Source organism: Pseudomonas sp. LFS044 (assembly GCF_047978245.1).
In the GTDB taxonomy this organism is placed as follows: domain Bacteria; phylum Pseudomonadota; class Gammaproteobacteria; order Pseudomonadales; family Pseudomonadaceae; genus Aquipseudomonas.
In genome coordinates this window covers 45796-68742 of the sequence record NZ_JBFPFX010000015.1, presented here as the reverse complement: position 1 = coordinate 68742, position 22947 = coordinate 45796, and the positions used below count along the sequence as shown (strand labels likewise).

At 62.9% G+C, this 22947-nt stretch carries 26 protein-coding genes; 8 read left to right on the top strand and 18 right to left on the bottom strand.

Going from position 1 to position 22947, the window contains the following annotated elements; translation table 11 throughout:
* Nucleotides 1–7: 7 nt before the first annotated feature.
* Complete coding sequence (locus ACNQPL_RS14650) at nucleotides 8–550, bottom strand: YaeQ family protein (protein ID WP_346611849.1); 543 nt, start codon at nucleotides 548–550, stop codon at nucleotides 8–10.
* A gap of 132 nt (nucleotides 551–682) precedes the next feature.
* Between ACNQPL_RS14650 and ACNQPL_RS14645 the strand changes: the two genes are divergently transcribed.
* Nucleotides 683–1882, top strand: coding sequence for a CaiB/BaiF CoA transferase family protein (locus ACNQPL_RS14645; RefSeq protein WP_416467117.1), 1200 nt, complete (start codon nucleotides 683–685; stop codon nucleotides 1880–1882).
* Nucleotides 1883–1896: 14 nt separating this feature from the next.
* Nucleotides 1897–2754: a TIGR02285 family protein gene (locus ACNQPL_RS14640; RefSeq protein WP_416467116.1), complete on the top strand. Its 858-nt coding sequence runs from the start codon at nucleotides 1897–1899 to the stop codon at nucleotides 2752–2754.
* Between the two features lie 128 nt (nucleotides 2755–2882).
* Here the strand turns inward: ACNQPL_RS14640 and ACNQPL_RS14635 are convergent, their stop codons facing one another.
* The 12 genes from ACNQPL_RS14635 to ffh all read right to left on the bottom strand — a co-directional run bounded on the left by ACNQPL_RS14635 (nucleotide 2883) and on the right by ffh (nucleotide 12621).
* Nucleotides 2883–3164, bottom strand: coding sequence for a DUF3509 domain-containing protein (locus ACNQPL_RS14635; RefSeq protein ID WP_346611852.1), 282 nt, complete (start codon nucleotides 3162–3164; stop codon nucleotides 2883–2885).
* A gap of 79 nt (nucleotides 3165–3243) precedes the next feature.
* Nucleotides 3244–3642 (bottom strand): histidine kinase, encoded by a 399-nt coding sequence (locus ACNQPL_RS14630; RefSeq protein WP_416467115.1) that lies wholly within the window; start codon nucleotides 3640–3642, stop codon nucleotides 3244–3246.
* A 129-nt stretch (nucleotides 3643–3771) separates the two neighbouring features.
* A complete protein-coding gene (thrC, locus tag ACNQPL_RS14625) occupies nucleotides 3772–5181 on the bottom strand; it encodes a threonine synthase (protein ID WP_416467114.1) in 1410 nt (469 codons plus the stop codon).
* Between the two features lie 59 nt (nucleotides 5182–5240).
* On the bottom strand, nucleotides 5241–6545 hold the full coding sequence (locus tag ACNQPL_RS14620; protein WP_346611855.1) for a homoserine dehydrogenase: 1305 nt from the start codon (nucleotides 6543–6545) through the stop codon (nucleotides 5241–5243).
* Between the two features lie 82 nt (nucleotides 6546–6627).
* On the bottom strand, nucleotides 6628–7389 hold the full coding sequence (locus ACNQPL_RS14615) for a thioredoxin fold domain-containing protein (RefSeq protein ID WP_346611856.1): 762 nt from the start codon (nucleotides 7387–7389) through the stop codon (nucleotides 6628–6630).
* 153 nt (nucleotides 7390–7542) lie between these two features.
* Complete coding sequence (gene xerD / locus ACNQPL_RS14610) at nucleotides 7543–8439, bottom strand: site-specific tyrosine recombinase XerD (RefSeq protein ID WP_346611857.1); 897 nt, start codon at nucleotides 8437–8439, stop codon at nucleotides 7543–7545.
* A 123-nt stretch (nucleotides 8440–8562) separates the two neighbouring features.
* Entirely contained in the window at nucleotides 8563–8970 is a 408-nt protein-coding gene (locus ACNQPL_RS14605) for an acyl-CoA thioesterase (RefSeq protein ID WP_416467113.1), read from the bottom strand.
* A gap of 94 nt (nucleotides 8971–9064) precedes the next feature.
* The gene (gene rplS / locus ACNQPL_RS14600; protein WP_003252148.1) at nucleotides 9065–9415 is read right to left on the bottom strand and encodes a 50S ribosomal protein L19; all 351 of its coding nucleotides are present in this window, start codon (nucleotides 9413–9415) and stop codon (nucleotides 9065–9067) included.
* A 43-nt stretch (nucleotides 9416–9458) separates the two neighbouring features.
* Entirely contained in the window at nucleotides 9459–10211 is a 753-nt protein-coding gene (trmD, locus tag ACNQPL_RS14595; protein WP_346611859.1) for a tRNA (guanosine(37)-N1)-methyltransferase TrmD, read from the bottom strand.
* Nucleotides 10212–10214: 3 nt separating this feature from the next.
* Nucleotides 10215–10751 carry a ribosome maturation factor RimM gene (rimM, locus tag ACNQPL_RS14590; protein ID WP_119145159.1) on the bottom strand — a complete coding sequence of 179 codons (537 nt, stop codon included), beginning with the start codon at nucleotides 10749–10751 and terminating at the stop codon, nucleotides 10215–10217.
* Between the two features lie 5 nt (nucleotides 10752–10756).
* On the bottom strand, nucleotides 10757–11008 hold the full coding sequence (gene rpsP, locus ACNQPL_RS14585; RefSeq protein WP_016501232.1) for a 30S ribosomal protein S16: 252 nt from the start codon (nucleotides 11006–11008) through the stop codon (nucleotides 10757–10759).
* A gap of 236 nt (nucleotides 11009–11244) precedes the next feature.
* Nucleotides 11245–12621: a signal recognition particle protein gene (ffh, locus tag ACNQPL_RS14580; RefSeq protein ID WP_172286731.1), complete on the bottom strand. Its 1377-nt coding sequence runs from the start codon at nucleotides 12619–12621 to the stop codon at nucleotides 11245–11247.
* Nucleotides 12622–12825: 204 nt separating this feature from the next.
* Here ffh and ACNQPL_RS14575 point away from each other — a divergent pair, with 204 nt between their 5' ends.
* From ACNQPL_RS14575 to ACNQPL_RS14565, 3 genes are all read left to right on the top strand, one after another.
* Nucleotides 12826–13635: a cytochrome C assembly family protein gene (locus tag ACNQPL_RS14575; RefSeq protein ID WP_416467112.1), complete on the top strand. Its 810-nt coding sequence runs from the start codon at nucleotides 12826–12828 to the stop codon at nucleotides 13633–13635.
* A gap of 9 nt (nucleotides 13636–13644) precedes the next feature.
* The gene (locus tag ACNQPL_RS14570; RefSeq protein ID WP_416467111.1) at nucleotides 13645–14850 is read left to right on the top strand and encodes a transporter associated domain-containing protein; all 1206 of its coding nucleotides are present in this window, start codon (nucleotides 13645–13647) and stop codon (nucleotides 14848–14850) included.
* Nucleotides 14851–15123: 273 nt separating this feature from the next.
* Nucleotides 15124–16422, top strand: coding sequence for an MFS transporter (locus ACNQPL_RS14565; protein ID WP_346611862.1), 1299 nt, complete (start codon nucleotides 15124–15126; stop codon nucleotides 16420–16422).
* 146 nt (nucleotides 16423–16568) lie between these two features.
* Here the strand turns inward: ACNQPL_RS14565 and purT are convergent, their stop codons facing one another.
* The 5 genes from purT to ACNQPL_RS14540 all read right to left on the bottom strand — a co-directional run bounded on the left by purT (nucleotide 16569) and on the right by ACNQPL_RS14540 (nucleotide 19852).
* Complete coding sequence (purT, locus tag ACNQPL_RS14560; RefSeq protein WP_346611863.1) at nucleotides 16569–17750, bottom strand: formate-dependent phosphoribosylglycinamide formyltransferase; 1182 nt, start codon at nucleotides 17748–17750, stop codon at nucleotides 16569–16571.
* A gap of 76 nt (nucleotides 17751–17826) precedes the next feature.
* Nucleotides 17827–18294 carry a preQ0 transporter gene (locus tag ACNQPL_RS14555; protein ID WP_346611864.1) on the bottom strand — a complete coding sequence of 156 codons (468 nt, stop codon included), beginning with the start codon at nucleotides 18292–18294 and terminating at the stop codon, nucleotides 17827–17829.
* Nucleotides 18295–18486: 192 nt separating this feature from the next.
* On the bottom strand, nucleotides 18487–18693 hold the full coding sequence (locus tag ACNQPL_RS14550) for a DUF1289 domain-containing protein (protein ID WP_346611865.1): 207 nt from the start codon (nucleotides 18691–18693) through the stop codon (nucleotides 18487–18489).
* Nucleotides 18686–19210 carry a gamma carbonic anhydrase family protein gene (locus ACNQPL_RS14545; RefSeq protein ID WP_416467110.1) on the bottom strand — a complete coding sequence of 175 codons (525 nt, stop codon included), beginning with the start codon at nucleotides 19208–19210 and terminating at the stop codon, nucleotides 18686–18688. The genes ACNQPL_RS14550 and ACNQPL_RS14545 overlap by 8 nt, the downstream gene beginning before the upstream one ends.
* Nucleotides 19211–19252: 42 nt before the next feature.
* On the bottom strand, nucleotides 19253–19852 hold the full coding sequence (locus tag ACNQPL_RS14540) for a CoA pyrophosphatase (RefSeq protein WP_346611867.1): 600 nt from the start codon (nucleotides 19850–19852) through the stop codon (nucleotides 19253–19255).
* 126 nt (nucleotides 19853–19978) lie between these two features.
* Between ACNQPL_RS14540 and ACNQPL_RS14535 the strand changes: the two genes are divergently transcribed.
* The 3 genes from ACNQPL_RS14535 (at nucleotide 19979) to ACNQPL_RS14525 (ending at nucleotide 22943) form a co-directional block, all read left to right on the top strand.
* Nucleotides 19979–20530, top strand: a complete 552-nt coding sequence (locus tag ACNQPL_RS14535) for an NUDIX hydrolase (RefSeq protein ID WP_346611868.1) — start codon at nucleotides 19979–19981, stop codon at nucleotides 20528–20530.
* Between the two features lie 18 nt (nucleotides 20531–20548).
* Nucleotides 20549–21103 (top strand): L,D-transpeptidase family protein, encoded by a 555-nt coding sequence (locus ACNQPL_RS14530; RefSeq protein ID WP_346611869.1) that lies wholly within the window; start codon nucleotides 20549–20551, stop codon nucleotides 21101–21103.
* 160 nt (nucleotides 21104–21263) lie between these two features.
* Nucleotides 21264–22943: a ShlB/FhaC/HecB family hemolysin secretion/activation protein gene (locus tag ACNQPL_RS14525; RefSeq protein WP_416467109.1), complete on the top strand. Its 1680-nt coding sequence runs from the start codon at nucleotides 21264–21266 to the stop codon at nucleotides 22941–22943.
* The last annotated feature ends 4 nt before the right edge of the window (nucleotides 22944–22947 follow it).

Below are 22947 nucleotides of genomic sequence, written 5' to 3'. Positions count from 1 at the left end.
GGTCGGCTCAGCCGCGCTCGCCAAGCAGCCACTGCAGCTGCACTTCGTGCTGGCCACGATCGTCGGTGACGAACACCGTGCCTTCGCTGATCATCACGTCCCATTTGATGGAACGCGGCATGTCGGTTGCGAGGGTTTCCAGCACCTCTTGGGGCACTGCGGCAATGTTCAGGTTCTTCAGGCCCTTGACCGCACTCACCACCTTGGTCTCCCACACCCGCAGGCTACCGTAGGCCAGCAAGCTGGTACGCTCGGTGCGGCGCGAGCACCAGGTCAGGCGGTCGGCGTCCGGCTGGCCGACTTCGATCCAGTGCAGGACACGGTCGTCCAGGCTCTTTTCCCACAGCGCCGGTTCATCGACATCCGACAAGCCGCGACCAAATGACAGGTTCTCGTTGTACCAGAGCGCATACGCCAAAAGACGAACCGCCATCCGCTCTTCGGTTTCCGAAGGGTGACGAGCAATGGTCTGCTTGACGCTTTCGTAAACGTTGCGATCAAGGTCGGTCAAATTCAGTTCGAACTTGTAGGTGGTGGACGGCTGGGCCATGGTCGACGGGCTTCTTGCACAAAGAAAAGTCGCACAGTCTAACCGATCCTGATCTTCGTTGCCCCGCAGCAGTATCTGCCGTTACCGACCTATGATAAAACCACGGCTCTGACCAGTTGCCACGGATGCCTCATGTCTACGCCCAGCAAACCTCTCGCCGGCCTGAAAGTCATCGAGCTCGGCACCCTGATCGCCGGCCCTTTCGCCTCGCGCATCTGCGCAGAATTCGGCGCCGAGGTGATCAAGGTCGAGTCGCCCGATGGCGGCGACCCGCTGCGCAAGTGGCGCAAGCTGTACGAGGGGACGTCGCTGTGGTGGTTCGTGCAGGCGCGCAACAAACAGTCGCTGACGCTCAACCTCAAGCACCCCGAAGGCCGCGAGATCCTCAAGCAGCTGTTGGCCGAGGCTGACATTCTCATCGAGAACTTCCGCCCCGGCGTGCTGGAAAAGCTCGGCCTGGGCTGGGATGTATTGCATGCCCTCAACCCGAAGCTGGTGATGGTGCGCCTGTCGGGCTTCGGCCAGACCGGCCCGATGAAGGACCAGCCAGGCTTCGGCGCCGTGGGCGAGTCGATGGGCGGCCTGCGCTACATCACCGGCTTCGACGACCGCCCACCGGTGCGCACCGGCATCTCCATCGGCGATTCGATCGCCGCTTTGTGGGGTGTGATTGGCGCGCTGATGGCGTTGCGGCACCGCGAAGTCAACGGCGGCCAAGGCCAGGTGGTGGACGTGGCGCTGTACGAGGCGATCTTCGCCATGATGGAAAGCATGGTCCCGGAGTTCGACGTGTTTGGCTTCATTCGCGAGCGCACCGGCAACATCATGCCGGGCATCACGCCCTCCTCCATCCACACCAGCGCCGATGGCAAGCACGTACAGATCGGCGCCAACGGCGATGCGATCTTCAAGCGCTTCATGCAGGCCATCGGGCGTAGCGACCTGGCTGACGACCCGAGCCTGGCCAGCAATGACGGCCGCGATGCGCGGCGCGACGAGCTGTACGGGGTGATCGACCGCTGGGCCAACAGCCTGCCGCTGGAGCAACTCATGCAGACGCTGACCGCCGCCGAAGTACCGGCCAGCCGCATCTATTCGGCAGAAGACATGTTTCACGACCCGCAGTACCTGGCCCGCGAGATGTTCTTGCAGGCCCGCCTGCCAGACGGCAAGCCATTCAAGATGCCGGGCATCGTGCCCAAGCTTTCCGAGACGCCCGGCTCTGCAGAGTGGGTTGGCCCGGCGTTGGGCGAACATACCGATGCGCTGCTGACGACCCTGGGGTATGACGCCCCCGCCATCGCCGGGTTGCGCCAAGCGGGTACGGTCTGAGATTGCCCTGGCCCATGCGCGCGTTGCCCCTGCTGTGCGGGCTGCTGCTCGCCATGGCCATCACGCCGGTGCAGGCCAAGGAGCGCTTGCTGTGGCTGGTTCGCGACCTGCCGCCCTTCACCATCTTCGAGGGTGAAGGGAAAGGCCAGGGCGTGGTCGATCAGATGTTGCCGCTGCTGATCAGGCAAATGCCCGAGTACGACCACGCCATCGTCCGCGTCAACCGCGCGCGCGGCATCCAGATGCTGCAGGACGCGAGCAGTTTCACCTGCGACCCAACCCTGCTCTGGACGGCTGAGCGCGCCAAATACGTGCACTTCTCCAAACCGACCTTGGGTGTGATCAGCGGTGGTCTGGTGGTACGCAATCAAGGCGCGGCGCTGCTGGCGCCGTTTCTGGACGGGCAACAGATCGACCTGAAAGGGTTGCTGAATGCCACGCAACTCAAGCTTGGCATCGTCGCCGAACGCAGCTACAGCACGCAGATCGATGACATCTTGCGGCAACTGCCCGATTCGGCCTTGAGCCGCCATTACGGCAACGATGCTACGGCCAGCCTGCTGCAGATGCAGCGCCTTGGGCGTCTGCCATGGGTGCTCGGCTACTGGCCAGAGGTGCGTTACCTGATCCAGCAGCAAGGTGGGGCGTTGGATGAGTACCAGTTTCACCCCATTCAAGGCGTGAACCGCTACCAGTTCCTGCATGTGGGCTGCTCTGACTCACCCTTGGGGCGCGAGGCCGTGGCGCATATCGACCAACTGCTGCCCACGCTGCGCTCGGGCACGCTGCTGGCACTTTATGCACGCTGGCTGGACCCGGAGCTGCAAGCCGATTACCTGGAACAGAGCAAACATTTCTTCGACGGGCAGTAAAAAAGAAACCCCGGACGCTGGGGAGGACGCCCGGGGCCAATCGAAAGCCCTGTCGGGCTTCCCACGGCAGCCTGCCATCACCGGAGCTGTGTGCTGGCTGGCTGCCCTTGCTGTGTCTGATACGCCATTCAGGCAAAGGTTCCCTGAGGTTGCTGGCGTTGTTGCAGTGCTGCAATGACACAGGGCTGCAGGCGACCTTCGGCGATTTGCAGGTCACGGTGCAGGCCGTCGACCAGGTCGATCAGCAGGCTTTGCTCCTGTAACTGGCGCAAGGACACCGTGCGCCGCAAGGTAGTACTGCCGAGGCTATCGAATACAGTCAATTGGCGATTGCCGCTGGCATCCAGGTTGCCGAGCTGGGTCTGATAAGGGCTCAGGGCGTCATTAAGCAGTCTGCAGATTCTTTCCATCCGGATCACTCGCTGCGTGGTGGGACATGAAGGAACTGACCAGCAAGCGCAGCGGAAAGTTCGTTACGCCGCGGCTGTTTCAGAGAGCATGCGTGGGTGATGTGACGTTTTGAATACGCTGCAATGCCTGCTGCCAGGCCAGCACCGGTAAAGGCCAGGGCAAGTCAGCCAGCACCCAGAGCCCACGGCGGCGCGCCTCCTGGGCGAGGTCTGGCCGCCGGGCGCTGGCGCGGCCGGTAAACAGCACCGCCCGCAAGCACCGGTTGCGCTCGATGCGCTTGAGCAGGGTCAGGCCATCGCCCATTGCATGATCGAGGATGAGCAGATCGGCTTTGCCAGGGCGGGCAAGGCAGGCCTCAAGGTCGGTGAGATCGAGGGTGACGCGGACGTTGAACATGCCTTGGGCATTGCACGCCTGATGCAGGAGGATCTGGTGGGAAGGCCGCGCCTGGTAAATCAACACGTAGGGCTGATGCATGAGCCGCTCCTGGGGGAAGGACCGGCCACTCTAGGTAAGGCGTAGGGCGCCTTATATAGGACAATTCCGAATCAGATGAAGGAAAGCACCTAAAGAAAGAGGCCGCACAGCGGCCCCTTCTCACTTCGATTAAAGCGGTTTGCCGCGGTTACCGTGCTGGCTGACGAAGGCCTGGACGGCCTTGAGGTCGTTGGCCAGGACCGTGCAGCGCTCTTCACGGCCGAACAGGTCGCTCAGGTGCGCTGGCAGCTCCAGCGCCTTGCCCACGCCCGCCTTCTCCACGGCCTCCGGGAACTTGACCGGGTGCGCAGTACCCAGCACCACCATCGGCGTGTCCTGGCTGCGACGGCACTCGCGGGCAGCCTTCACGCCAATCGCGGTGTGCGGGTCGAGCACTTCACCGGTGCTGGCGAAGACCTCGGCGATGGTTTCACAGGTCTGCTCGTCGCTGACGGCCAGCGAGTCGAACAGCTTGCGCGCTTCGGTCCAACGGTCCTGGTCGACGCTGAAGCCGCCGCCCAGCTTGAAGTTGGCCATCAGTTCGCCGATGGCGGCGCCATTGCGGCCGTGCAGGTCGAACAGCAGGCGCTCGAAGTTGGACGACACCATGATGTCCATCGACGGCGACAGGGTCGCGTGCAGGGTTTCCTTGACGTACTGGTTGCCGCTCATGAAGCGGTGCAGGATGTCGTTGCGGTTGGTCGCGACCACCAGCTGGCTGATCGGCAGGCCCATGTTGCGGGCCAGGTAGCCGGCGAAGATGTCGCCGAAGTTGCCGGTCGGTACCGAGAACGCTACCGAGCGCGCCGGGCCACCCAGCTGCAGGGCTGCGTGGAAGTAGTAGACGATCTGGGCCATGATCCGCGCCCAGTTGATGGAGTTCACCGCTACCAGGCGCGTGCCCTTGAGGAACGACTGGTCGGCGAAGCTGGCCTTGACCATCTCCTGGCAGTCGTCGAAGTTGCCTTCGATGGCGATGTTGTGGATGTTCTCGCCCAGGATGGTGGTCATCTGGCGGCGCTGAACTTCCGACACACGCTGGTGCGGGTGGAGGATGAAGATGTCGACGTTGTCGCAACGGCGGCAGCCTTCGATGGCGGCCGAGCCGGTGTCGCCACTGGTGGCGCCGACGATCACCACGCGCTCGTTGCGCTTGGCCAGCACGTGATCGAGCAGGCGCCCAAGCAGTTGCAGGGCGAAGTCCTTGAAGGCCAGGGTCGGGCCATGGAACAGCTCGAGGACCCACTCGTTGCTGTTCAGCTGACGCAGCGGGGCGACCGCGGCGTGGGCGAACTCACCGTAGGTTTCTTCGAGGATCTTCTTGAAATCGGCATCGGCAATGCTGCCCTCGACGAACGGGCGCATCACGCGGAAGGCCAGTTCGTGGTACGGCAGGCCGGCCCAGGAGGCGATTTCTTCCTGGGTAAAGCGTGGCAGGTTCTCTGGCACGTACAGGCCGCCATCGGTGGCGAGGCCGGCCAGCAGAACGTCTTCGAAATTCAGGGCCGGTGCCTGGCCGCGGGTGCTGATATAACGCATGGCTACAAACCTTCGATACTGAGGCCGGGGCCGGCTGAGCGGCCCGACGGCGCTATTCGTTAATTGAGCTGTTCAACGCGGATGCGCACGACCTTGCCGACAACGTCCTGCAGGTCTTCCAGGGCGACAATGGCATCGTTGATGCTCTGCTCGACCACGCGGTGGGTCAACAGGATCATCGGTACCAGGCCATCCTGCTCCTCGGCTTCCTTCTGCATGATCGATTCGATGTTGATACCACGCTCCGACAGGATGCTCGCCACCTGGGCCAATACACCTGGGTGGTCCTTGGCCTGGATGCGCAGGTAGTAGGCGCTCTGGCAGGCTTCGATCGGCAGGATCGGGTGCGCCGACAGCGAATCGGGCTGGAAGGCCAGGTGCGGCACGCGGTTTTCCGGGTCGGAGGTCATGGCGCGGACCACGTCGACCAGGTCGGCGACCACCGACGAAGCGGTAGGCTCCATGCCGGCGCCGGCGCCGTAGTACAGGGTCGAACCTGCTGCGTCGCCATTGACCATCACAGCGTTCATCACGCCGTTGACGTTGGCGATCAGGCGGTCACTGGGGATCAGCGTCGGGTGCACGCGCAGCTCGATGCCTTCGGCAGTGCGACGGGCCACACCCAGGTGCTTGATGCGGTAGCCCAGCGCTTCGGCGTAGTTTACGTCGGCGGTGGTCAGCTGGGTGATGCCCTCGGTGTAAGCCTTGTCGAACTGCAGCGGGATGCCAAAGGCGATGGACGCCAGAATGGTCAGTTTGTGCGCGGCATCGATGCCTTCGACGTCGAAGGTCGGGTCGGCTTCGGCGTAACCCAGCGCCTGCGCTTCGGCCAGCACGTCGGGGAAGGCGCGGCCCTTTTCACGCATTTCGGTGAGGATGAAGTTGCCGGTGCCATTGATGATGCCGGCCAGCCAGTTGATGTGGTTGGCCGACAGGCCTTCACGGATGGCCTTGATCACCGGGATGCCACCAGCCACTGCAGCTTCGAAGGCGACGATGACGCCCTTCTCGCGGGCCTTGGCGAAGATTTCGTTGCCGTGCACGGCGATCAGCGCCTTGTTGGCGGTGACCACGTGCTTGCCGTTTTCGATGGCCTTGAGCACCAGGTCGCGGGCGATGGTGTAGCCACCGATCAGCTCGATGACAATGTCGATCTCCGGGTTGGTCGCAACATCGAACACATCAGCGGTAATGGGGGTACCGGTAATCTGGCAGTTCGGGTTCTGCGAGCGCATGGCGATCTGTGCCACTTCAATACCGCGCCCGGCACGGCGGGCAATCTCCTCGGCGTTGCGCTGAAGTACATTGAAGGTTCCGCCACCGACGGTCCCCAACCCACAGATGCCTACTTTGACCGGTTTCACTGTGAACTCCCCATTGAACGGCCGGCACCTGCGCCGACCGTGAAACATGCCGTCACCCCATGACGACGGCGTACTGAATTGATTACTTCGCTGCCTGCTGCTGGCCGGCCAGGGCCAGTTTGGCCACCTGCGGCGCCGGCTGATAGCCCGGGATCACCTGGCCGCTTTCGAGCACGATCGCCGGCGTGCCGTTGACGCCGATCGACTGGCCCAGCTGGAACTGCTTGCTGACCGGATTGGCGCACTTGGCGGCCTTGATTTCCTTGCCATCGACCATCTTGTCCAGCGCCGCGCGGCGGTCGCTGGAGCACCACACTGCCTGCAACTGCTCGTCACCTGGCGAGCCGAGGCCCTGGCGCGGGAAGGCGACATAGCGCACTTCGATACCGCGACGGTTCAACTCCGGCACTTCGGCGTGCAGCTTGTGGCAATACGGGCAGGTGGTGTCGGTGAAGACAGTAATGTGCGATTTGGTCTCGCCCTTGGCAGGATAAACCACCATCTCGGCGGCTGGAATGCCGTTGATGAGCTTGGCGACGCCCTGGCGCTCGGTTTTCTCGGTCAGGTTGACCGGTTTGCCGTCCTGGATCTGGTACAGGTAGCCCTGCATCACGAACTGGCCATCGGCGCTGGCGTACAACACCCGGCCCCCTTGCAGCTTGACTTCATACAGCCCGTTCAGCGGGCTGCTGGCAACGCTTTCAACCGGTACTTCCAGTTCGAGGTTCTGCAACGACTTGCGAATGGCCTGCTCGGCACCGGCATTGCTGTCGGTTGCCGCGGCAACGGCAAAGGTACTGGCCAGCGCCATCGCGGCGGCGGCGAAAATCTGGGTCAAGCGCATGGGAACTCCTGAAGGCGGACAGGGGCCGGAGGGCGTCACCTGCGCAAAAAACGCGGCGACCGTGCGGCCCTTGGTGCAAACCGCCCAAGCCTACCACAACACGCCAGGCAGTAAGGGGCTTGCGAGTACCGGTCGGCGGAACATGAAAATCATTCATCCACGCGGATGGTGCTGGGCGTGCAGCTGCTGCAGGCGGGCCTTGGCCACATGGGTGTAGATCTGCGTGGTCGAGAGGTCACTATGGCCCAGCAGCATCTGCACCACGCGCAGGTCGGCGCCGTGGTTGAGCAGGTGGGTGGCAAATGCATGTCGCAAGGTGTGTGGCGACAGCGACTTGTCGATCCCCGCAACCTGCGCCTGATGCTTGATGCGGTGCCAGAAGGTCTGGCGTGTCATCTGCTCACCGCGCAGGCTGGGGAACAGCACATCGCTCGGGCGACCGTTGAGCAACTCGGCGCGACCACCGCGCAAGTAGCGCTCAAGCCACACTACCGCCTCCTCGCCCATCGGCACCAGGCGCTCCTTGCTGCCCTTGCCCATCACCCGCAGCACGCCTTGGCGCAGGTTGACCTGGTCCAGCGTCAAGCTGACCAGTTCGGTGACGCGCAGGCCGCAGGCGTACAAGACTTCAAGCATGGCGCGGTCGCGCTGGCCGATGGCTTCACCCAGGTCCGGCGCCTGCAGCAAGGCTTCAACGTCGGCTTCGGACAAGGATTTGGGCAAAGGCCTACCCAGCTGGGGCATCTCGACCTGCAAGGTCGGGTCCACAGCGATCAGCTTTTCGCGCAGCAAATAACGGAAGAACCCCCTCAAACCTGAAAGAAAGCGCGCGGTGGAGCGCGGCTTGTAACCTTGATCGAGGCGCCAGGCCAGGTGATCGAGGATCAGCTCGCGGCCCGCGTCGGGCAGGGCCACGCCGCGCTCCTGCAACCAGCCGTTGAACAGGGCAAGGTCGCTTCGGTACGAGACGCGGGTGTTGTCGGACAGGCCTTTTTCAAGCCACAGGGCGTCGAGAAACTGGTCGATCAGGGGGTGGTCTAGGGCGGGCATTCGGGGCTGCTGGGTGTTGGACGTGGCTTAGTGTTTCACAGCAACTGACAGGTTGTCGTGATCAATCGAAGCCTGATCGGCTGGCACCGCCCCCTGTGGGAGCGCGTCAGCCCATGAAGAGGCTCAGGCATGGGCCAAAACGGGCACAGGCCGCTTGTCTTCGTCGATGGCAACGAAGCTGAACACGCCATGGATCGCGCGCTCGCGACCGTCCAGGTACATGTTCTCGACGAACACATCCACCTGCACCTGCAGGCTGGTGTTGCCGACCTTGATCACCGTGCCGACCAGTTCGACGATCGAGCCCGCCGGGATCGGGTGCTTGAAGTCGATGCGGTCAGTGGACACCGTTACCAGCGGCAACCGGCAAAAACGCGTGGCGGCGATGAACGACACTTCGTCCATCCAGGCCAGCGCGGTGCCGCCGAACAGGGTGTTGTGGTGGTTGGTGGTGTTAGGGAACACCGCTTTGGTCACGCGGGTCACCGACAGCTCGGTGCGGCGCTGGATTTCCTGGTCTCGGCTGATCATGTCTGTCACTTTTCCTGGGTTTCAAAACGCAAAAAAGCAGCCCGAAGGCTGCTTTTTTCTCGCTAGGCGGCCTGGGCCACCGGGCAAACTGTACTCAGGACAGTTTTTCCTTGATGCGAGCGGCTTTGCCGGACAGGTCGCGCAGGTAGTACAGCTTGGCTTTACGCACGTCACCACGACGTTTCACGGCCAGGCTGTCGATTTGCGGGCTGTAGGTCTGGAAGGTACGCTCAACACCAACGCCACTCGAGATCTTGCGCACGGTGAAGGCGCTGTTCAGACCACGGTTACGCTTGGCGATAACAACGCCTTCGAACGCCTGCAGACGGGAACGCTCGCCTTCCTTCACTTTAACCTGAACGACAACGGTGTCGCCTGGTGCGAAGGTCGGGATTTCCTTGCTCATCTGCTCTGCTTCGAGCTGCTGGATGATTTTGTTAGTCATGCTGTGCTCCTAAGGTGGACAAACGTGATCCACCATCGATACGTTAACTATCGTTCCGCTCGCGGAGGTATTCCTCGAGCAGCTTCTTCTCTTCTCCAGAAAGTGAGCGACTTTCCAGAAGATCGGCGCGTCGTTCGAAGGTCCTACCAAGGGACTGCTTCATCCGCCATCGCCGGATATGTGCATGGTTGCCACTTAGCAACACGTCGGGTACACGCTGATCCGCATACACCTCAGGTCGGGTGTAGTGCGGGCAATCCAGCAGGCCATCGGTGAAGGAATCTTCCTCCGCCGACCCCACATGCCCTAAAGCTCCGGGCAGCAGCCGCGTAACCGCATCGATCAGCACCATGGCCGGTAGCTCACCACCGGAAAGCACATAGTCGCCAATCGACCACTCTTCATCGACATGAGCATCAATAAAACGCTCGTCAATGCCTTCATAACGGCCGGCGATCAGGATCAACGATTCCTGTTCGGCCAAGCCTTTGACCGCTTGCTGATCCAGCTTGCGGCCTTGTGGCGAAAGGTAGATTACCTTTGCCGCTGCTCCGGTCGCTTGCCTGGCACTGGCCAGCGCATCTTCCAGAGGCTTGATCTTCATCACCATCCCCGGACCACCGCCAAAAGGCCGATCATCCACCGTGTGGTGGCGATCAGTGGTGTAGTCCCGCGGATTCCAGCAAGTGACTTGCAACAAGCCCTGCTTCACCGCGCGGCTGGTAATGCCGTACTCCGTAATGGCCGAGAACATCTCGGGGAACAACGTGATGACTTCTACGCGAAGGTTACCCATCAGTTAGAAATCCGCGTCCCATTCGACCCGCATCACACCGGCTTCAAGGTCGACTGTCAGCACACATTGCGCCGTATAGGGCAACAAGCGCTCACGGTCATCCAGGCTGCCTGCGCAAGGCTTGACCACCATTACATCGTTCGCGCCGGTCTCCAACAGGTGATCAACCGTGCCGAACAGCTGTTCGTCCTGGTTGATGACTTTCAGACCGACCAACTGGTACCAGTAGTACTCGTCGTCCGTCAGGTTGGGCAAAAGGCTGCGCGAGATGCAAATCTCGTAACCGCTCAGAAGACGCGCTTCGTCACGATCGTCGAGCCCTTTGAGCTTGGCGACCAGCTCCTTTTTATTGGAACGGCCACTGACCAGCTCAACCTGCTTGACCGACCCTTCGCGCCGAAGCGTCCAGTTACGGTAATCCAACAGGTTTTCAATCGGATCGGTAAAGGAATACACCTTCACCTCGCCGCGAACGCCGTGAACCGAAAAAATCTTGCCAACGACGATGAGGTCGTCAGCCTTTTCTGGCGTCGCGTTCATACAGTTCAGGCAGCAGCCTTGGCAGCTTCCTTCAGCAGCTGAGCAACACGCTCAGACGGCTGTGCGCCGATGCTCAGCCAGTGAGCAACGCGATCTTGTTTAACGGACAGACGAACTTCCTGACCACGAGCGATCGGGTTGAAGAAGCCAACCTGTTCGATGTGGGAGCCGTCACGCGGGTTACGCGAGTCGGTTACGGTCAGTTGGTAGAACGGGCGCTTTTTGGAGCCGCCACGGGCAAGACGAATGGTAAGCATTGAACATCGTTCCTGTAGTCGGTGCTGCAAATCATGATGCACAGCGGGCACACGGGTGCCCGAAAGGCCGCACATTCTCAAGGAATATCCGGACATTTGCAAATGCCTTTTTACTTCAAATAAAAAGGCCAGCCTGCTGATCTGCTATTAAGCCGCCTGTCAATGGAGGCGGCAGTGTTCCCGCCGAAGCGGGTTCCGGCCAGCGGCGGGGTTGCCGCCACTGGCCTGAATGGGTTTTACAGCTTGGGCATGCCGCCGCCAGGCATCATGCCGCCCAGGCCGCGCATCATCTTGGCCATGCCGCCTTTGGCAGAGAATTTCTTCATCATCTTCTGCATTTGCTTGTGCTGCTTGATCAGCCGGCCGATGTCCTGCACCTGGGTACCAGAGCCGAGGGCGATACGGCGCTTGCGTGAACCGCTGATCAGGTCAGGGTCGCGACGCTCGGCCGGGGTCATCGAGTTGATGATCGCTTCCATCTGCTTGAACTGCTTCTCCGCCGCGCCCTGGGCATTGCCCATCTGCGACAGGTTGACCCCACCGATGCTCGGCAGCTTGTCCATCAGGCCGCCCAGGCCGCCCATGTTCTTCATCTGTTGCAACTGGTCGCGGAAGTCTTCGAGGTCGAAGCCTTTGCCCTTCTTGAGCTTTTTCGCCAGCTTGTCGGCCTTGGCCTTGTCGATGGTCTGCTCGGCCTGCTCGATCAGGCTGAGCACGTCACCCATGCCGAGGATGCGCGAGGCAACACGGTCGGGGTGGAATGGCTCGAGGGCCTCGGTCTTCTCTCCCATACCGATGAACTTGATCGGCTTGCCGGTGATGGCACGTACCGACAGCGCGGCACCGCCACGGGCATCACCGTCGACCTTGGTCAGCACCACACCGGTCAGCGGCAGGGCTTCACCAAAGGCCTTGGCGGTGTTGGCGGCGTCCTGGCCGGTCATGGCGTCGACCACGAACAGGGTTTCGATCGGCTTGACCGCGGCATGCAGCGCCTTGATCTCGTCCATCATGTCGGCGTCGATGTGCAGACGGCCGGCGGTGTCGACGATGACCACGTCGATGAACTTGAGCTTGGCTTCGCGAATCGCCGCTTCGGCAATGGCCACGGGTTTCTGGCTGATGTCGGACGGGAAGAAGGTCACGCCGATGTCGTTGGCCAGGGTTTCCAGCTGCTTGATCGCTGCTGGGCGGTAGACGTCGGCCGACACCACCATCACGCTTTTCTTCTTGCGCTCTTTAAGGAAGCGCGCCAGCTTGCCGGCGGTGGTGGTCTTGCCCGCGCCCTGCAGGCCGGCCATCAGCACCACGGCGGGCGGAGCGGCATTGAGCGCGAGGTCTTCGTTGGCCGCGCCCATCAGGCTTTCCAGCTCGGCCTGAACGATCTTCACGAACGCCTGGCCCGGGGTCAGGCTGCGCGACACCTCGGTGCCGACCGCACGTTCCTTGACACTGTTGACGAAATCCTTCACCACCGGCAGGGCAACGTCGGCCTCGAGCAGGGCCATGCGCACTTCGCGCAACGTGTCCTTGATGTTGTCTTCGGTCAGCTTGGCCTTGCCGGTGACATGGCGCAGCGTCTGTGACAGGCGGTCGGTCAGGTTTTCGAACATGGTGATCCTTTCAGGCCCAGTAAAAGCCGAGGTTTGTCAGGCGCCCAGGTAAAAATGCACACGCGCTGGGCACAGCAAGCCGGCGATTATAGCGAAGAGCGGGCGCTGCGCACACCTCGGCTTCCCAGCGGCAATGTGCAGTCTTCCTTGCACAGCGCGATCTATGCCAAACTCCGTGTCTTTAAGGCTCGCCCACCAGGACTTATGTTCTCCTCACCCAGCCTCATCCCCAACCTGATCGCCGCCGGCCTTTATATAGCAGCGACCGTTTATCAGGGCTCGCGCCTGGCCCAATCGAGCAAAGCCGACAAGCGGCTGCTCGGCCTGCTTGGCGCCCTGGCCGTGGTCGCCCAGGGCGGCGCGCTGTTCTTTCAGCTGATTACCCCGCTGGGCTTGAGCCTCGACTTTTTCAGCGCCGCCAGCCTGATTGCCGTGGCGGTCATTACCCTGACCCTGCTCGCGTGCCTGCGCATACCGGTGGAAAACCTGCTGGTGCTGCTGTTCCCGCTCGGCGCGATAACCGCCCTGCTGGCACAGTTCGCCCCGCCAGGCACGGTACCGCTGATCAATGAGCAACCGGGGATTCTCGCGCATATCCTGCTGTCGATCCTGGCCTACGGCCTGTTCACCATCGCGGTGTTCCAGTCGCTGCTGCTGCTGCTGCAGGACCGTCAGTTGAAGAACAAACACCCGTCCGGCCTGATCCGCAACTTCCCGCCGCTGCAAACCATGGAAAGCCTGCTGTTCGGCTTCCTCTGGGCCGGCTGGTGCCTGTTGTCGCTGTCGCTGATCTCCGGTTGGCTGTTCCTCGACAACCTGTTCGCCCAGCACCTGGTGCACAAAACCTTGCTGGCCTGTGTCGCCTGGGTGGTCTTCAGCGTACTGCTGTGGGGCCGCACCCGCCTGGGCTGGCGTGGCCACAAGGCAATCCGCTGGACGCTGGCCGGTTTCTGCCTGCTGATGCTGGCCTATTTCGGCAGCAAGCTGGTTCGCGAATTCATCTTGCATATCTGACGGTCGCCCATGGACACCCTGCCGTACGCTCCGCTACTCGGCACTCTGGCACTGGCGCTGCTGTGGTCGGCGCTGTTTTCGGCAGTGGATGCCGCCCGCCTGCAGCTCAATGGCTCGCTGCGCAGTGGCGAAGACCCTCTGCCGCCACTGCCTGGCCAGGCCCTGGTGCTGTGCGCCAGCCTGGGCAAGCTGCTGGTGCTGGGCCTGGCCTGCCTGATCGGCCAGCGTTACAGCGGCGAGCATGGCTTCTGGCTGGCCGGCCTGGCGGCCACCCTGGCCTTGCTGGTGTTTGCCGAATACCTGCCAAGGCGCCTGGCCCGGCGCAACCCTTTGGCCTTCATCAGCCTGGGCGCCAGCCTGTTGAAGCTGCCCCTCGCCCTCCTGCAGCCTGTGGCCTGCCTGCTGGATGGCATCGCCAAGCTGATCCTGCGGCCATTCCGTGCGCAGCCCACAGCGGTGGCCCTGCACCCGCAGGCTGATGATGATTTCACCGAAGATGAAGACCACGACATGCCGCGCCACGGCCTGCTCGACGGCCTGCAGTCGCTGGACAAGATCACCGTCAACGACATCCTGGTGCCGCGCAACGAAGTCGATGGCATCAACCTCGACGAGCCGATCGAACGCATCATCGAGCAACTCATCGTCAGCCGCCACACGCGCTTGCCGGTCTACCACAACGACATCAACCAGGTCGAAGCGATCCTCAATACCAAGCTGATCAGCCACCTGCTGCCAAAGGCCGAGCTGACCCTGGAGAAGCTTCACGGCGCGTGCTACGAGCCCTACTTCGTTCCGGAAAGCACGCCACTGCAACTGCAGCTGCTGAACTTTCACAAGCAGCAGCGACGGTTGGGCGTGGTGGTGGACGAATACGGCGAGGTGCAGGGCATCGTCACGCTGGAAGACATCCTCGAAGAGATCGTCGGTGAGTTCGAGGAAGAACACAGCCTGGACAACCCGCACGTGCACCCGCAAGCCGATGGCACGTACGTCATCGAAGGCACCGCCTCGCTGCGAGAGATCAACCGCACCCTGGGCTGGCACCTGCCCTGCGACGGCGGCCCGAAAACCCTCAACGGGCTGGTCACCGAAGCACTGGAGAGCATCCCGGAAAGCGCCGTTTGCCTGAAGATCGGCCGCTATCGCCTGGAAATCCTCGAAACAGAGGACAATTGCGCCAGCAAGGTACTGGTGTGGACCGTGACCCGCTAGCTATACTCGGGTCACGCTTACCCAGCCCCGCCGTCCCGCCTGCTACCCGCACCCGGCGCCCCACGGCCAGTCCGCTCCACTGACACGCCCCGCAGTCCTGCTTCAACACCCCGAACAGTGCCTGCTCCCGCCCCTATCCCCCTTGGGCTATCGTCAGTCGGGCGAGCAAAGAACAATACGCTCCGGCGTCTGCGCAACCGTGCCTGGCCTGTTCAGCGCGCTGCTGTGTGGATCAAGCCATGGAGCACGACAAGACTGTCAGGGACCTACTCAATGACCACCAGCACCTATGCCGAAGCGCCTGCCGCGCCGGTCAACTCGCCTGCACGGGTGGCCACCGCCAGCTTTATCGGCACTGCCATCGAGTTCTACGATTTCTACGTTTACGCCACTGCTGCCGCGCTGGTGATCGGCCCGGTATTCTTCCCGTCCGGGTCGGGTACCGCGCAAATGCTCGCGGCGTTCCTTACCTTCGGTATCGCCTTCCTCGCCCGCCCGCTGGGCTCGGCGTTGTTCGGCCACTTTGGCGACCGCATCGGGCGCAAGTCCACCCTGGTTGCCTCGCTGCTGCTGATGGGCGTGTCCACCACGCTGATCGGCGTGCTGCCGGGCTACGACAGCATTGGCGTGTGGGCACCGATCATTCTCTGCCTGCTGCGCTTTGGCCAAGGCCTGGGCCTGGGCGGTGAATGGGGTGGCGCTGCGTTGCTGGCTACCGAAAACGCGCCAGCCGGCAAGCGCGCCTGGTTCGGCATGTTCCCGCAACTTGGCCCTTCGATCGGCTTCCTGGCCGCCAATGGCCTGTTCCTGACACTGGCCCTGACGCTCAGCGACGAGCAGTTCCGTGAGTGGGGCTGGCGTATTCCGTTCCTGCTCAGCGCCGCGCTGGTGCTGGTGGGCCTGTATGTGCGCCTGAAACTGGAAGAAAGCCCGGTGTTCGCCAAGGCCGTCGCCCGCCATGAGCGGGTGAAAATGCCGGTGGTCGACCTGTTCAGCAAGTACTGGCTGCCGACCCTGCTGGGCGCCGCAGCGATGGTGGTGTGCTATGCGCTCTTCTACATTTCGACGGTATTCTCGCTGAGCTACGGGGTCACGACCCTGGGCTACACCCGCGAGACGTTCCTCGGCCTGCTGTGCTTCGCCGTGGTCTTCATGGCCCTGGCCACACCGCTGTCAGCCTGGCTCAGCGACCGTTACGGGCGCAAACCGGTGCTGATCGTCGGCGGCCTGCTGGCGGTGGCTTCGGGCTTTACCATGGAGCCGCTGCTGACCTCGGGCTCGACCACGGGCGTGGCGCTGTTCCTGGCCATCGAGCTGTTCCTGATGGGGGTAACTTTCGCCCCGATGGGCGCGTTGCTGCCCGAACTGTTCCCCACCCACGTGCGCTACACCGGCGCGTCTGCGGCCTATAACCTGGGTGGCATCGTGGGGGCTTCGGCGGCGCCGTTCTTTGCTCAAAAGCTGGTGAGCATGGGCGGGTTGAGCTGGGTGGGTGGGTATGTGTCGGTGGCAGCGGTGATCAGCTTGATTGCGGTGCTGTGCCTTAAAGAGACTCGCCATACCGAACTGTGAGTGATCGGGGCTGCTTTGCAGCCCTTTCGCCGGCAAGCCGGCTCCCGCGGGATCCTGCGCAACGCTTGATGCCAGCAGTTGACGCCATACCTGTGGGAGCCGGCTTGCCGGCGAAAGGGCCGCAAAGCGGCCCCGGCAATCTCAGATCAGAACTCGACCTTGACCGCCTGCGCTGCACGGGTCGCCTTGGCCCGCGCCGCTTCGATCGACTCGTCACGAGCCAGGCACACGCCCATGCGGCGCTGGCCGTTGATTTCCGGCTTGCCGAACAGGCGGATCGCGGTGTCCGGCTCGCTCAAGGCCGCGCCGAGGTTGGCGAAGCTGGCCTGCTGCGACTGGCCTTCAGGCAGGATCACTGCCGAGGCCGACGGGCCGAACTGGCGCACCACCGGAATCGGCAGGCCGAGAATGGCGCGGGCATGCAAGGCGAACTGCGACAGGTCCTGGGAAATGAGCGTAACCAGGCCGGTATCGTGTGGGCGCGGCGAGACTTCGCTGAACCACACCTGATCGCCCTTGACGAACAACTCGACGCCGAACAGGCCACGCCCACCCAGCGCATCGGTGACAGCCTTGGCCACGCGCTGCGATTCGGCCAACGCTTTTGCGCTCATGGCCTGAGGCTGCCAGGACTCCTGATAATCGCCCTTCTCCTGGCGGTGGCCAACAGGCTCCAGGAAAGTGGTGCCGCCGACGTGACGCACGGTCAGCAGGGTGATTTCGTAATCGAAATCGATGAAGCCTTCGATGATTACCCGGCCCTTGCCAGCACGGCCGCCTTCTTGGGCGTAGTCCCACGACTTCTGCAGGTCGGCATCGCTGCGCAGCAGGCTCTGGCCCTTGCCCGACGAGCTCATCACCGGCTTGACCACGCACGGGTAGCCAACGTCGGCCACGGCCTTGGCGTAGTCTTCATAGGTGTCGGCAAAGTGGTACGGCGAGGTCGGCAGGTCCAGCTCTTCGGCGGCCAGGCGGCGGATGCCTTCGCGGTTCATGGTCAGCTGGGTGGCGCGGGCGGTCGGCACCACGGTGAAGCCTTCGTTTTCCAGCTCGACCAGGGTGGCGGTGGCGATGGCTTCGATTTCAGGGACGATGTAATGCGGTTTTTCAGCTTCGATCACCGCACGCAGCGCGACGCCATCGAGCATGTTGACCACGTGGCTGCGGTGCGCAACCTGCATGGCCGGGGCATTGGCGTAGCGGTCCACGGCGATCACTTCGACGCCCAGCCGCTGCAGCTCGATCACCACTTCCTTGCCCAGCTCGCCACAGCCGCAGAGCAGTACACGGGTCGCGGTAGGCGACAATGGGGTTCCGATACGGGTCATTTCAGGTCCTCGAAGGCGTCCGGGGCCGCGCCAGGCTTAGCGCCGCCCGCTGAAAAAGGACCCGTATTCTACACCATCAGCCGGCGACGGCAGCCCGCCGCGCGCGAAATGCCATGGCCAGCCACACCGCAGTCACACCGGCGAACTTCGAGGCCATCGCAGTGCCGATCACGGCCGGCGTCAGCGCGCCGATCATGCCAAAGAAGATGAATGTATCCACCGGGATGCTCAGCGCCGAGCTCAGCCACAGGCGGTCACGCAGAGGCCTGCGGGTGATACTGAAGACCAGCCAGTCGATCAGTTCGGAGATGAAGAACGCGGTGGCGCTGGCCAGGGCGATGGCCGGCTCCGAGGTCACGTAGGACAGCACCAGGGCCATCAGCATCGCAATCAGCGCGCCATGGCCGTAGCGGGTCTGCACCATGTCGCGCAGGATGAACACCAGCCCGCCCCAGGCGGACCAGATCACGTCCAGGTGCGGGGCACTGGAGAAGGCGAAGTTGATCAGTACAACGCTGCTGATGTAAGCGATGAGAAAGAACATGGGCAATGACCGTCGGGCAAGCCGCACAGATTACTTGATTTTCGAGTCAATGGCAGCCAACCAGGCTCTGAGGTGTGCTGTGGCCACCGGCCTCATCGCCGGCAAGCCGGCTCCCACAGGTATCGCACAGGGTCTGAAGCCGATGCGTTCGAGGTATGAGCCGGCTTGCCGGCGACAGGGCCTATGCAGCAATCACTGGCCCATGATCAAACCGGCTGCCACTGCGCGCTCATGGCACAGCTTCAGCACCGCCCGGCGCTCGGTATTGTCCATCCGCCCCCAACGGCCGATTTCGGCCACGGTACGCTGGCACCCGGTGCAGATATCCTGCTCGTCCAGCGCGCAGATGCTCACGCACGGCGAGGCGACCGGGCGTTCGGCGGCGCTCAGCTCACTCATCGTCGACCACCAGCTCACGGGCATAACGTTGGGCGTTGTGCACATAGTGCGCGGCACTGGCTTCGAGCATGCGCTTCTGCTGCTCGGTCAGCTCGCGCACCACCTTGCCGGGCGAGCCCATCACCAGCGAACCGTCGGGTATTTCCTTGCCTTCAGGGATCAGCGCATTGGCGCCGATGATGCAGTGCTTGCCGATCCGCGCACCATTGAGGATGACCGCATTGATGCCGATCAGGCTGTAATCGCCAACCGTGCAGCCATGCAGCATGGCGTTGTGGCCGATGGTCACGCCCTTGCCCAGGGTCAGCGGTGAACCCATGTCGGTGTGCATCACGGTACCGTCCTGGACGTTGCTGTCTTCGCCAATGTCGATCAGCTCGTTGTCGCCGCGCAGCACGGCGCCAAACCACACGCTGGCACGCGCCTGCAGGCGCACTTTGCCAATCAGCATGGCGTTGGGTGCAGCCCAACTGGTGGGATGGCTTTCGACCCGCAGGTCGCCCAGGCGGTATTTCATGTTCGCTCCTCAGGGTAGCAACGGCGGCGGGGTGGGCCCCGCTCAGATTTCGATGTAGCGTTCGGGGGGGTGATGCAGGCTGATCCCTGCGTCGTACAGCAGGTTGACCAGCTCGACGATCATGATCGCCGACAGCCCCCAGATCTTGTATTCGCCATAGCGATAGCTGGGCACATACCAGCTGCGGCCCTGGTAATCGATACGGTGGGTGTGGTCACGCGGGTCCTGGCGGAAGAATTCCAGCGGCACGCTGAATACTGCCGCGATCTCCGCATCGTTGGCGCGGTATTCGACGAAATCGGGAATAACCCCGACGAATGGCGTCACTTTCAGGCCATGCAGCGAAATCAGCGGGCTAAGTGGGCCGAGTACTTCGACCAGGCCCGGCGGCAGGCCGATTTCTTCTTCGGCTTCGCGCAGGGCGGTGAATACAAGGTCAGGGTCTTCCGGGTCGCGCCGCCCGCCGGGGAAGGCAACTTCGCCACCGTGGGTCGAAAGGCCCTGGGCACGCAGGGTCAAAACCAGCTCGGGCGCTTCGCTGCGGGTAATGGGCAAAAGAACCGCGGCCTCGGGGAACCGTCGGTCGGTTTCCAGTGAAGCAGGTTGGTGGTTGCTCATTCGGCGAAGTAGCTCGTCCAGCATTGCGCACTCTCGTTTCCAAGGCCTGCCCTGCATGATGCACCAAAGCCGCGAAGCACCCAAGCCCTGTACGCTTGCGGCAGCCCCACGTGGCGCGCCAAGATAGCCCGATCACAAGGGAAGAAAAGCATGAAATTCTGCAGCGCGTGCGGCCAGCCAGTCATTCAGCGGATCCCCGAGGGCGACACCCGCCTGCGGTATGTCTGCGAGCATTGCCAGACCATCCACTACCAGAACCCTAACATCGTCGCCGGTGTGCTGCCGACCTGGGGCAGCCAGGTGCTGCTGTGCCGGCGTGCGATAGAGCCGCGTCGCGGCTACTGGACCCTGCCTGCGGGGTTCATGGAGAACGGCGAAACCATCGACCAGGCCGCCCGTCGTGAAACCGTCGAAGAAGCCTGCGCCCGGGTAGGCCCCATGGCCCTGTATCAGCTGTTCGACCTGCCGCACATCAACCAGGTACATGTGTTCTTCCGCGCCGAACTGGCCGACAAGGCCTTCGATGTCGGTGTCGAAAGCCTGGAAGTGCGGTTGTTCGAAGAACACGAGATACCGTGGGACGAGCTGGCTTTCCGCACCGTCACGCGCACACTAGAATGCTATTATCGCGACCGCATCGGGCAGCACTACCCCATAGGCCATGAGTACCTGCCCCCGATGAACGTTTCGCCCACTACTTAAGCTTGCAGGTGCTGCTTCATGCGCTGGTTGTTCGCCCTCCTCTGCCTTTGCGTTACCTCGGTGTCCCAGGCGGCCTTCACCGAAACCATCATTCGCAAGCCGCAACCACCGGTGCCGCTACAATCGCAATCGCAGGCGGCCATGCAGCCGCTGATCGACAAGGTGCTGGTGATCAAGTCCGAGCGCCGTCTGCAACTGATCAGCCGCGGTGAGCCGCTGAAAACCTACCGCATCTCGTTGGGCAAACAGCCCAAAGGCGCCAAGGAGCGCGAGGGCGACAAGAAAACCCCCGAGGGCCTGTACTGGCTGGACTGGCGCAAGGAAAGCGACCGCTTCAACCTGTCCATGCACATCACCTACCCGAACATCAGCGATGCCGCCCGTGCCACCCGTGAAGGCGTCAGTGCCGGCAGCATGATCATGATCCACGGCACGCCGCTGAACGACGATTACCCGGAGTGGTACTTCCATACGCTCGACTGGACCGATGGCTGCATTGCCATGCGCAACGCCGACATGCGCGAGGTCTGGGATCTGGTGCGGGACGGCACCTTGATTGAGATTCGCCCTTGATAGTCCTGCATGCCCATTGAGGCTGTAGGAACCTTCCCACCGCCCTTGCACACTTGCCCTACCGCCATGTAGGCAGCAGACTGCATCCGACTGACTGGCAAAATTCTTAGCATCCACGCAAACGAGTACGCATGCCGTACGCCATTTGCGGGGTTGTTCAATGCCGTCCGGGTTTCGCTGCATCGCCAGCAGGCTGCTTGCCTGCTTTGTGCCCGCCATGCTGGGCCTGCCACAGGCCCTGGCCGAAGACCCTGCCAGCCAGCAACTGCGTGACCAACAGCAGACATTGCGGCAGCTGGAGCAACAGCTACGGCTGCAGCGCTGGCAGCAAGGCCCGGCGTTGCAGCGCAACGATGACCTGGCGCCGGGCGTTCCCAGCGACAGCCATTGCTGGAACGTCAAGGGGGTGGCCCTGGCCGGCAACCAGCGGCTCTCTGCGCAGGCCCTTGAAGCGGCCGTTCTGCCTGCACTCAAGCCCTGCATGGGCATCGACGACATCAACCGCCTGCTCAAGGCCATCACCCAGCGCTATGTGCAAGCCGGTTACCCGACCAGCCGCCCTTACCTGCGCCAGCCACCACAGCATGACGCGCCCCTGGATGTCGTCATCATCGAAGGCTTCGTCGAGTCGGTCGAGCTCAGCGCCGACCTGCCGCTGTCCCTGCACAGTGCATTCCCCGACCTGCTGGGCCACCCCCTGTACCTGCCAGACCTCGAGCAAGGGCTGGACCAACTCAACCGGCTGCGCGCCTATGAGCTGAATGCCGAGCTGTTGCCAGGCGAGATGCAAGGCGGCACGCGGGTGCTGGTGCAATCTCGCCAGGTGGCTTCACGCTGGCACCTGGACAGCCGCTTCGACAACCGCGGCAGCGCCCTGACCGGGCGGCACAGGTTGAACCTCAGCCTCGGCGTAGACAGCCCGCTCGGCCTCAACGATGACCTGCGCCTATCGCTGGCAACCACCGTCATCGATGCGCCCGGGCGCAGCCAGGGCGTGACGCTGTACTACAGCCTGCCCTATGGGCCATGGACGTTCGCGCTTAACGCCAGCCAGTTGAGCTATGACGCGCCGATCCCGCAATACAGCCAACGCAGCAACGGCAGCAGCAGCTTTCAGGGCATCAGCGCCGAACGGGTGCTGTGGCGCAACCAGCGCGGCATGCTCAGCGCCAGTGCCCGAGTGGACCGCAAGCAACTGGTCAACCGCGCCGGCAAAGCTGTCATAGGCGTACAGAGCCATAACCTGACCACCGTCGAGGCTGGCCTCAATATGCTATGGCTGGACGACGGCCTGTGGAGCGCGCACCTGGGCGTCGCCCAAGGCATGGGCTGGTTCGACGCCGATCAGCCAGCCCAGCGCGCGGATGCGCCGCGCCCCGACTTTCGCAAGTACCGCGCCAGCGTGCTGCATCTGCGCCAGGGGCCGGCGAACTGGCCTTGGCGTTGGCAGAGTGAACTTGCCCTGCAGTACAGCAGCGATGTGCTGCCCGCCGTCGAGCAACTGCTGGCCAGCGATGACTCGGCCGTGCGCGGTTTTCGCCAGCGCACCTACGCCGGGGCCAGCGCCGCCGTCTGGCGCAATACCTTCAGCCAGGCACTCCCCATGGCCTGGGCCGCCCCCGTGCAGGTGCGCCCTTATCTGGGCGTGGACCTGGGCGCGGCTCGCGTGGCGCAAGGCAAGCCTGGCCAGCGCCTTGCCGGTGCAGCGGCAGGCGTGGAACTGAGCCTGCCCCATGGCCGCTTTCGCCTGGATTACCAACGCGCCCTCTACACCAACGACTTGCACCGCTCTGGCCTTGAGCCCGGCTTCTGGGTGCTGGAGTGCGCCCTGAACATCTGATTCA

Bases quoted from the DNA above. Each gene is read 5' to 3' on its own strand.
- ACNQPL_RS14640 (WP_416467116.1), top strand. From the start codon at position 1,897: ATGCGCGCGTTGCCCCTGCTGTGCGGGCTGCTGCTCGCCATGGCCATC.
- rimM (WP_119145159.1), bottom strand. From the start codon at position 10,751: ATGAACGCGACGCCAGAAAAGGCTGACGACCTCATCGTCGTTGGCAAG.
- ACNQPL_RS14635 (WP_346611852.1), bottom strand. From the start codon at position 3,164: ATGGAAAGAATCTGCAGACTGCTTAATGACGCCCTGAGCCCTTATCAG.
- ACNQPL_RS14650 (WP_346611849.1), bottom strand. From the start codon at position 550: ATGGCCCAGCCGTCCACCACCTACAAGTTCGAACTGAATTTGACCGAC.
- ACNQPL_RS14540 (WP_346611867.1), bottom strand. From the start codon at position 19,852: ATGCTGGACGAGCTACTTCGCCGAATGAGCAACCACCAACCTGCTTCA.
- ACNQPL_RS14630 (WP_416467115.1), bottom strand. From the start codon at position 3,642: ATGCATCAGCCCTACGTGTTGATTTACCAGGCGCGGCCTTCCCACCAG.
- ACNQPL_RS14550 (WP_346611865.1), bottom strand. From the start codon at position 18,693: ATGAGTGAGCTGAGCGCCGCCGAACGCCCGGTCGCCTCGCCGTGCGTG.
- ACNQPL_RS14535 (WP_346611868.1), top strand. From the start codon at position 19,979: ATGAAATTCTGCAGCGCGTGCGGCCAGCCAGTCATTCAGCGGATCCCC.
- ACNQPL_RS14565 (WP_346611862.1), top strand. From the start codon at position 15,124: ATGACCACCAGCACCTATGCCGAAGCGCCTGCCGCGCCGGTCAACTCG.
- xerD (WP_346611857.1), bottom strand. From the start codon at position 8,439: ATGCCCGCCCTAGACCACCCCCTGATCGACCAGTTTCTCGACGCCCTG.
- rpsP (WP_016501232.1), bottom strand. From the start codon at position 11,008: ATGCTTACCATTCGTCTTGCCCGTGGCGGCTCCAAAAAGCGCCCGTTC.
- ffh (WP_172286731.1), bottom strand. From the start codon at position 12,621: ATGTTCGAAAACCTGACCGACCGCCTGTCACAGACGCTGCGCCATGTC.
- ACNQPL_RS14545 (WP_416467110.1), bottom strand. From the start codon at position 19,210: ATGAAATACCGCCTGGGCGACCTGCGGGTCGAAAGCCATCCCACCAGT.
- thrC (WP_416467114.1), bottom strand. From the start codon at position 5,181: ATGCGTTATATCAGCACCCGCGGCCAGGCACCGGCCCTGAATTTCGAA.
- trmD (WP_346611859.1), bottom strand. From the start codon at position 10,211: ATGGGTAACCTTCGCGTAGAAGTCATCACGTTGTTCCCCGAGATGTTC.
- ACNQPL_RS14615 (WP_346611856.1), bottom strand. From the start codon at position 7,389: ATGCGCTTGACCCAGATTTTCGCCGCCGCCGCGATGGCGCTGGCCAGT.
- ACNQPL_RS14645 (WP_416467117.1), top strand. From the start codon at position 683: ATGTCTACGCCCAGCAAACCTCTCGCCGGCCTGAAAGTCATCGAGCTC.
- ACNQPL_RS14605 (WP_416467113.1), bottom strand. From the start codon at position 8,970: ATGATCAGCCGAGACCAGGAAATCCAGCGCCGCACCGAGCTGTCGGTG.
- ACNQPL_RS14575 (WP_416467112.1), top strand. From the start codon at position 12,826: ATGTTCTCCTCACCCAGCCTCATCCCCAACCTGATCGCCGCCGGCCTT.
- ACNQPL_RS14530 (WP_346611869.1), top strand. From the start codon at position 20,549: ATGCGCTGGTTGTTCGCCCTCCTCTGCCTTTGCGTTACCTCGGTGTCC.
- ACNQPL_RS14555 (WP_346611864.1), bottom strand. From the start codon at position 18,294: ATGTTCTTTCTCATCGCTTACATCAGCAGCGTTGTACTGATCAACTTC.
- purT (WP_346611863.1), bottom strand. From the start codon at position 17,750: ATGACCCGTATCGGAACCCCATTGTCGCCTACCGCGACCCGTGTACTG.
- rplS (WP_003252148.1), bottom strand. From the start codon at position 9,415: ATGACTAACAAAATCATCCAGCAGCTCGAAGCAGAGCAGATGAGCAAG.
- ACNQPL_RS14525 (WP_416467109.1), top strand. From the start codon at position 21,264: ATGCCGTCCGGGTTTCGCTGCATCGCCAGCAGGCTGCTTGCCTGCTTT.
- ACNQPL_RS14570 (WP_416467111.1), top strand. From the start codon at position 13,645: ATGGACACCCTGCCGTACGCTCCGCTACTCGGCACTCTGGCACTGGCG.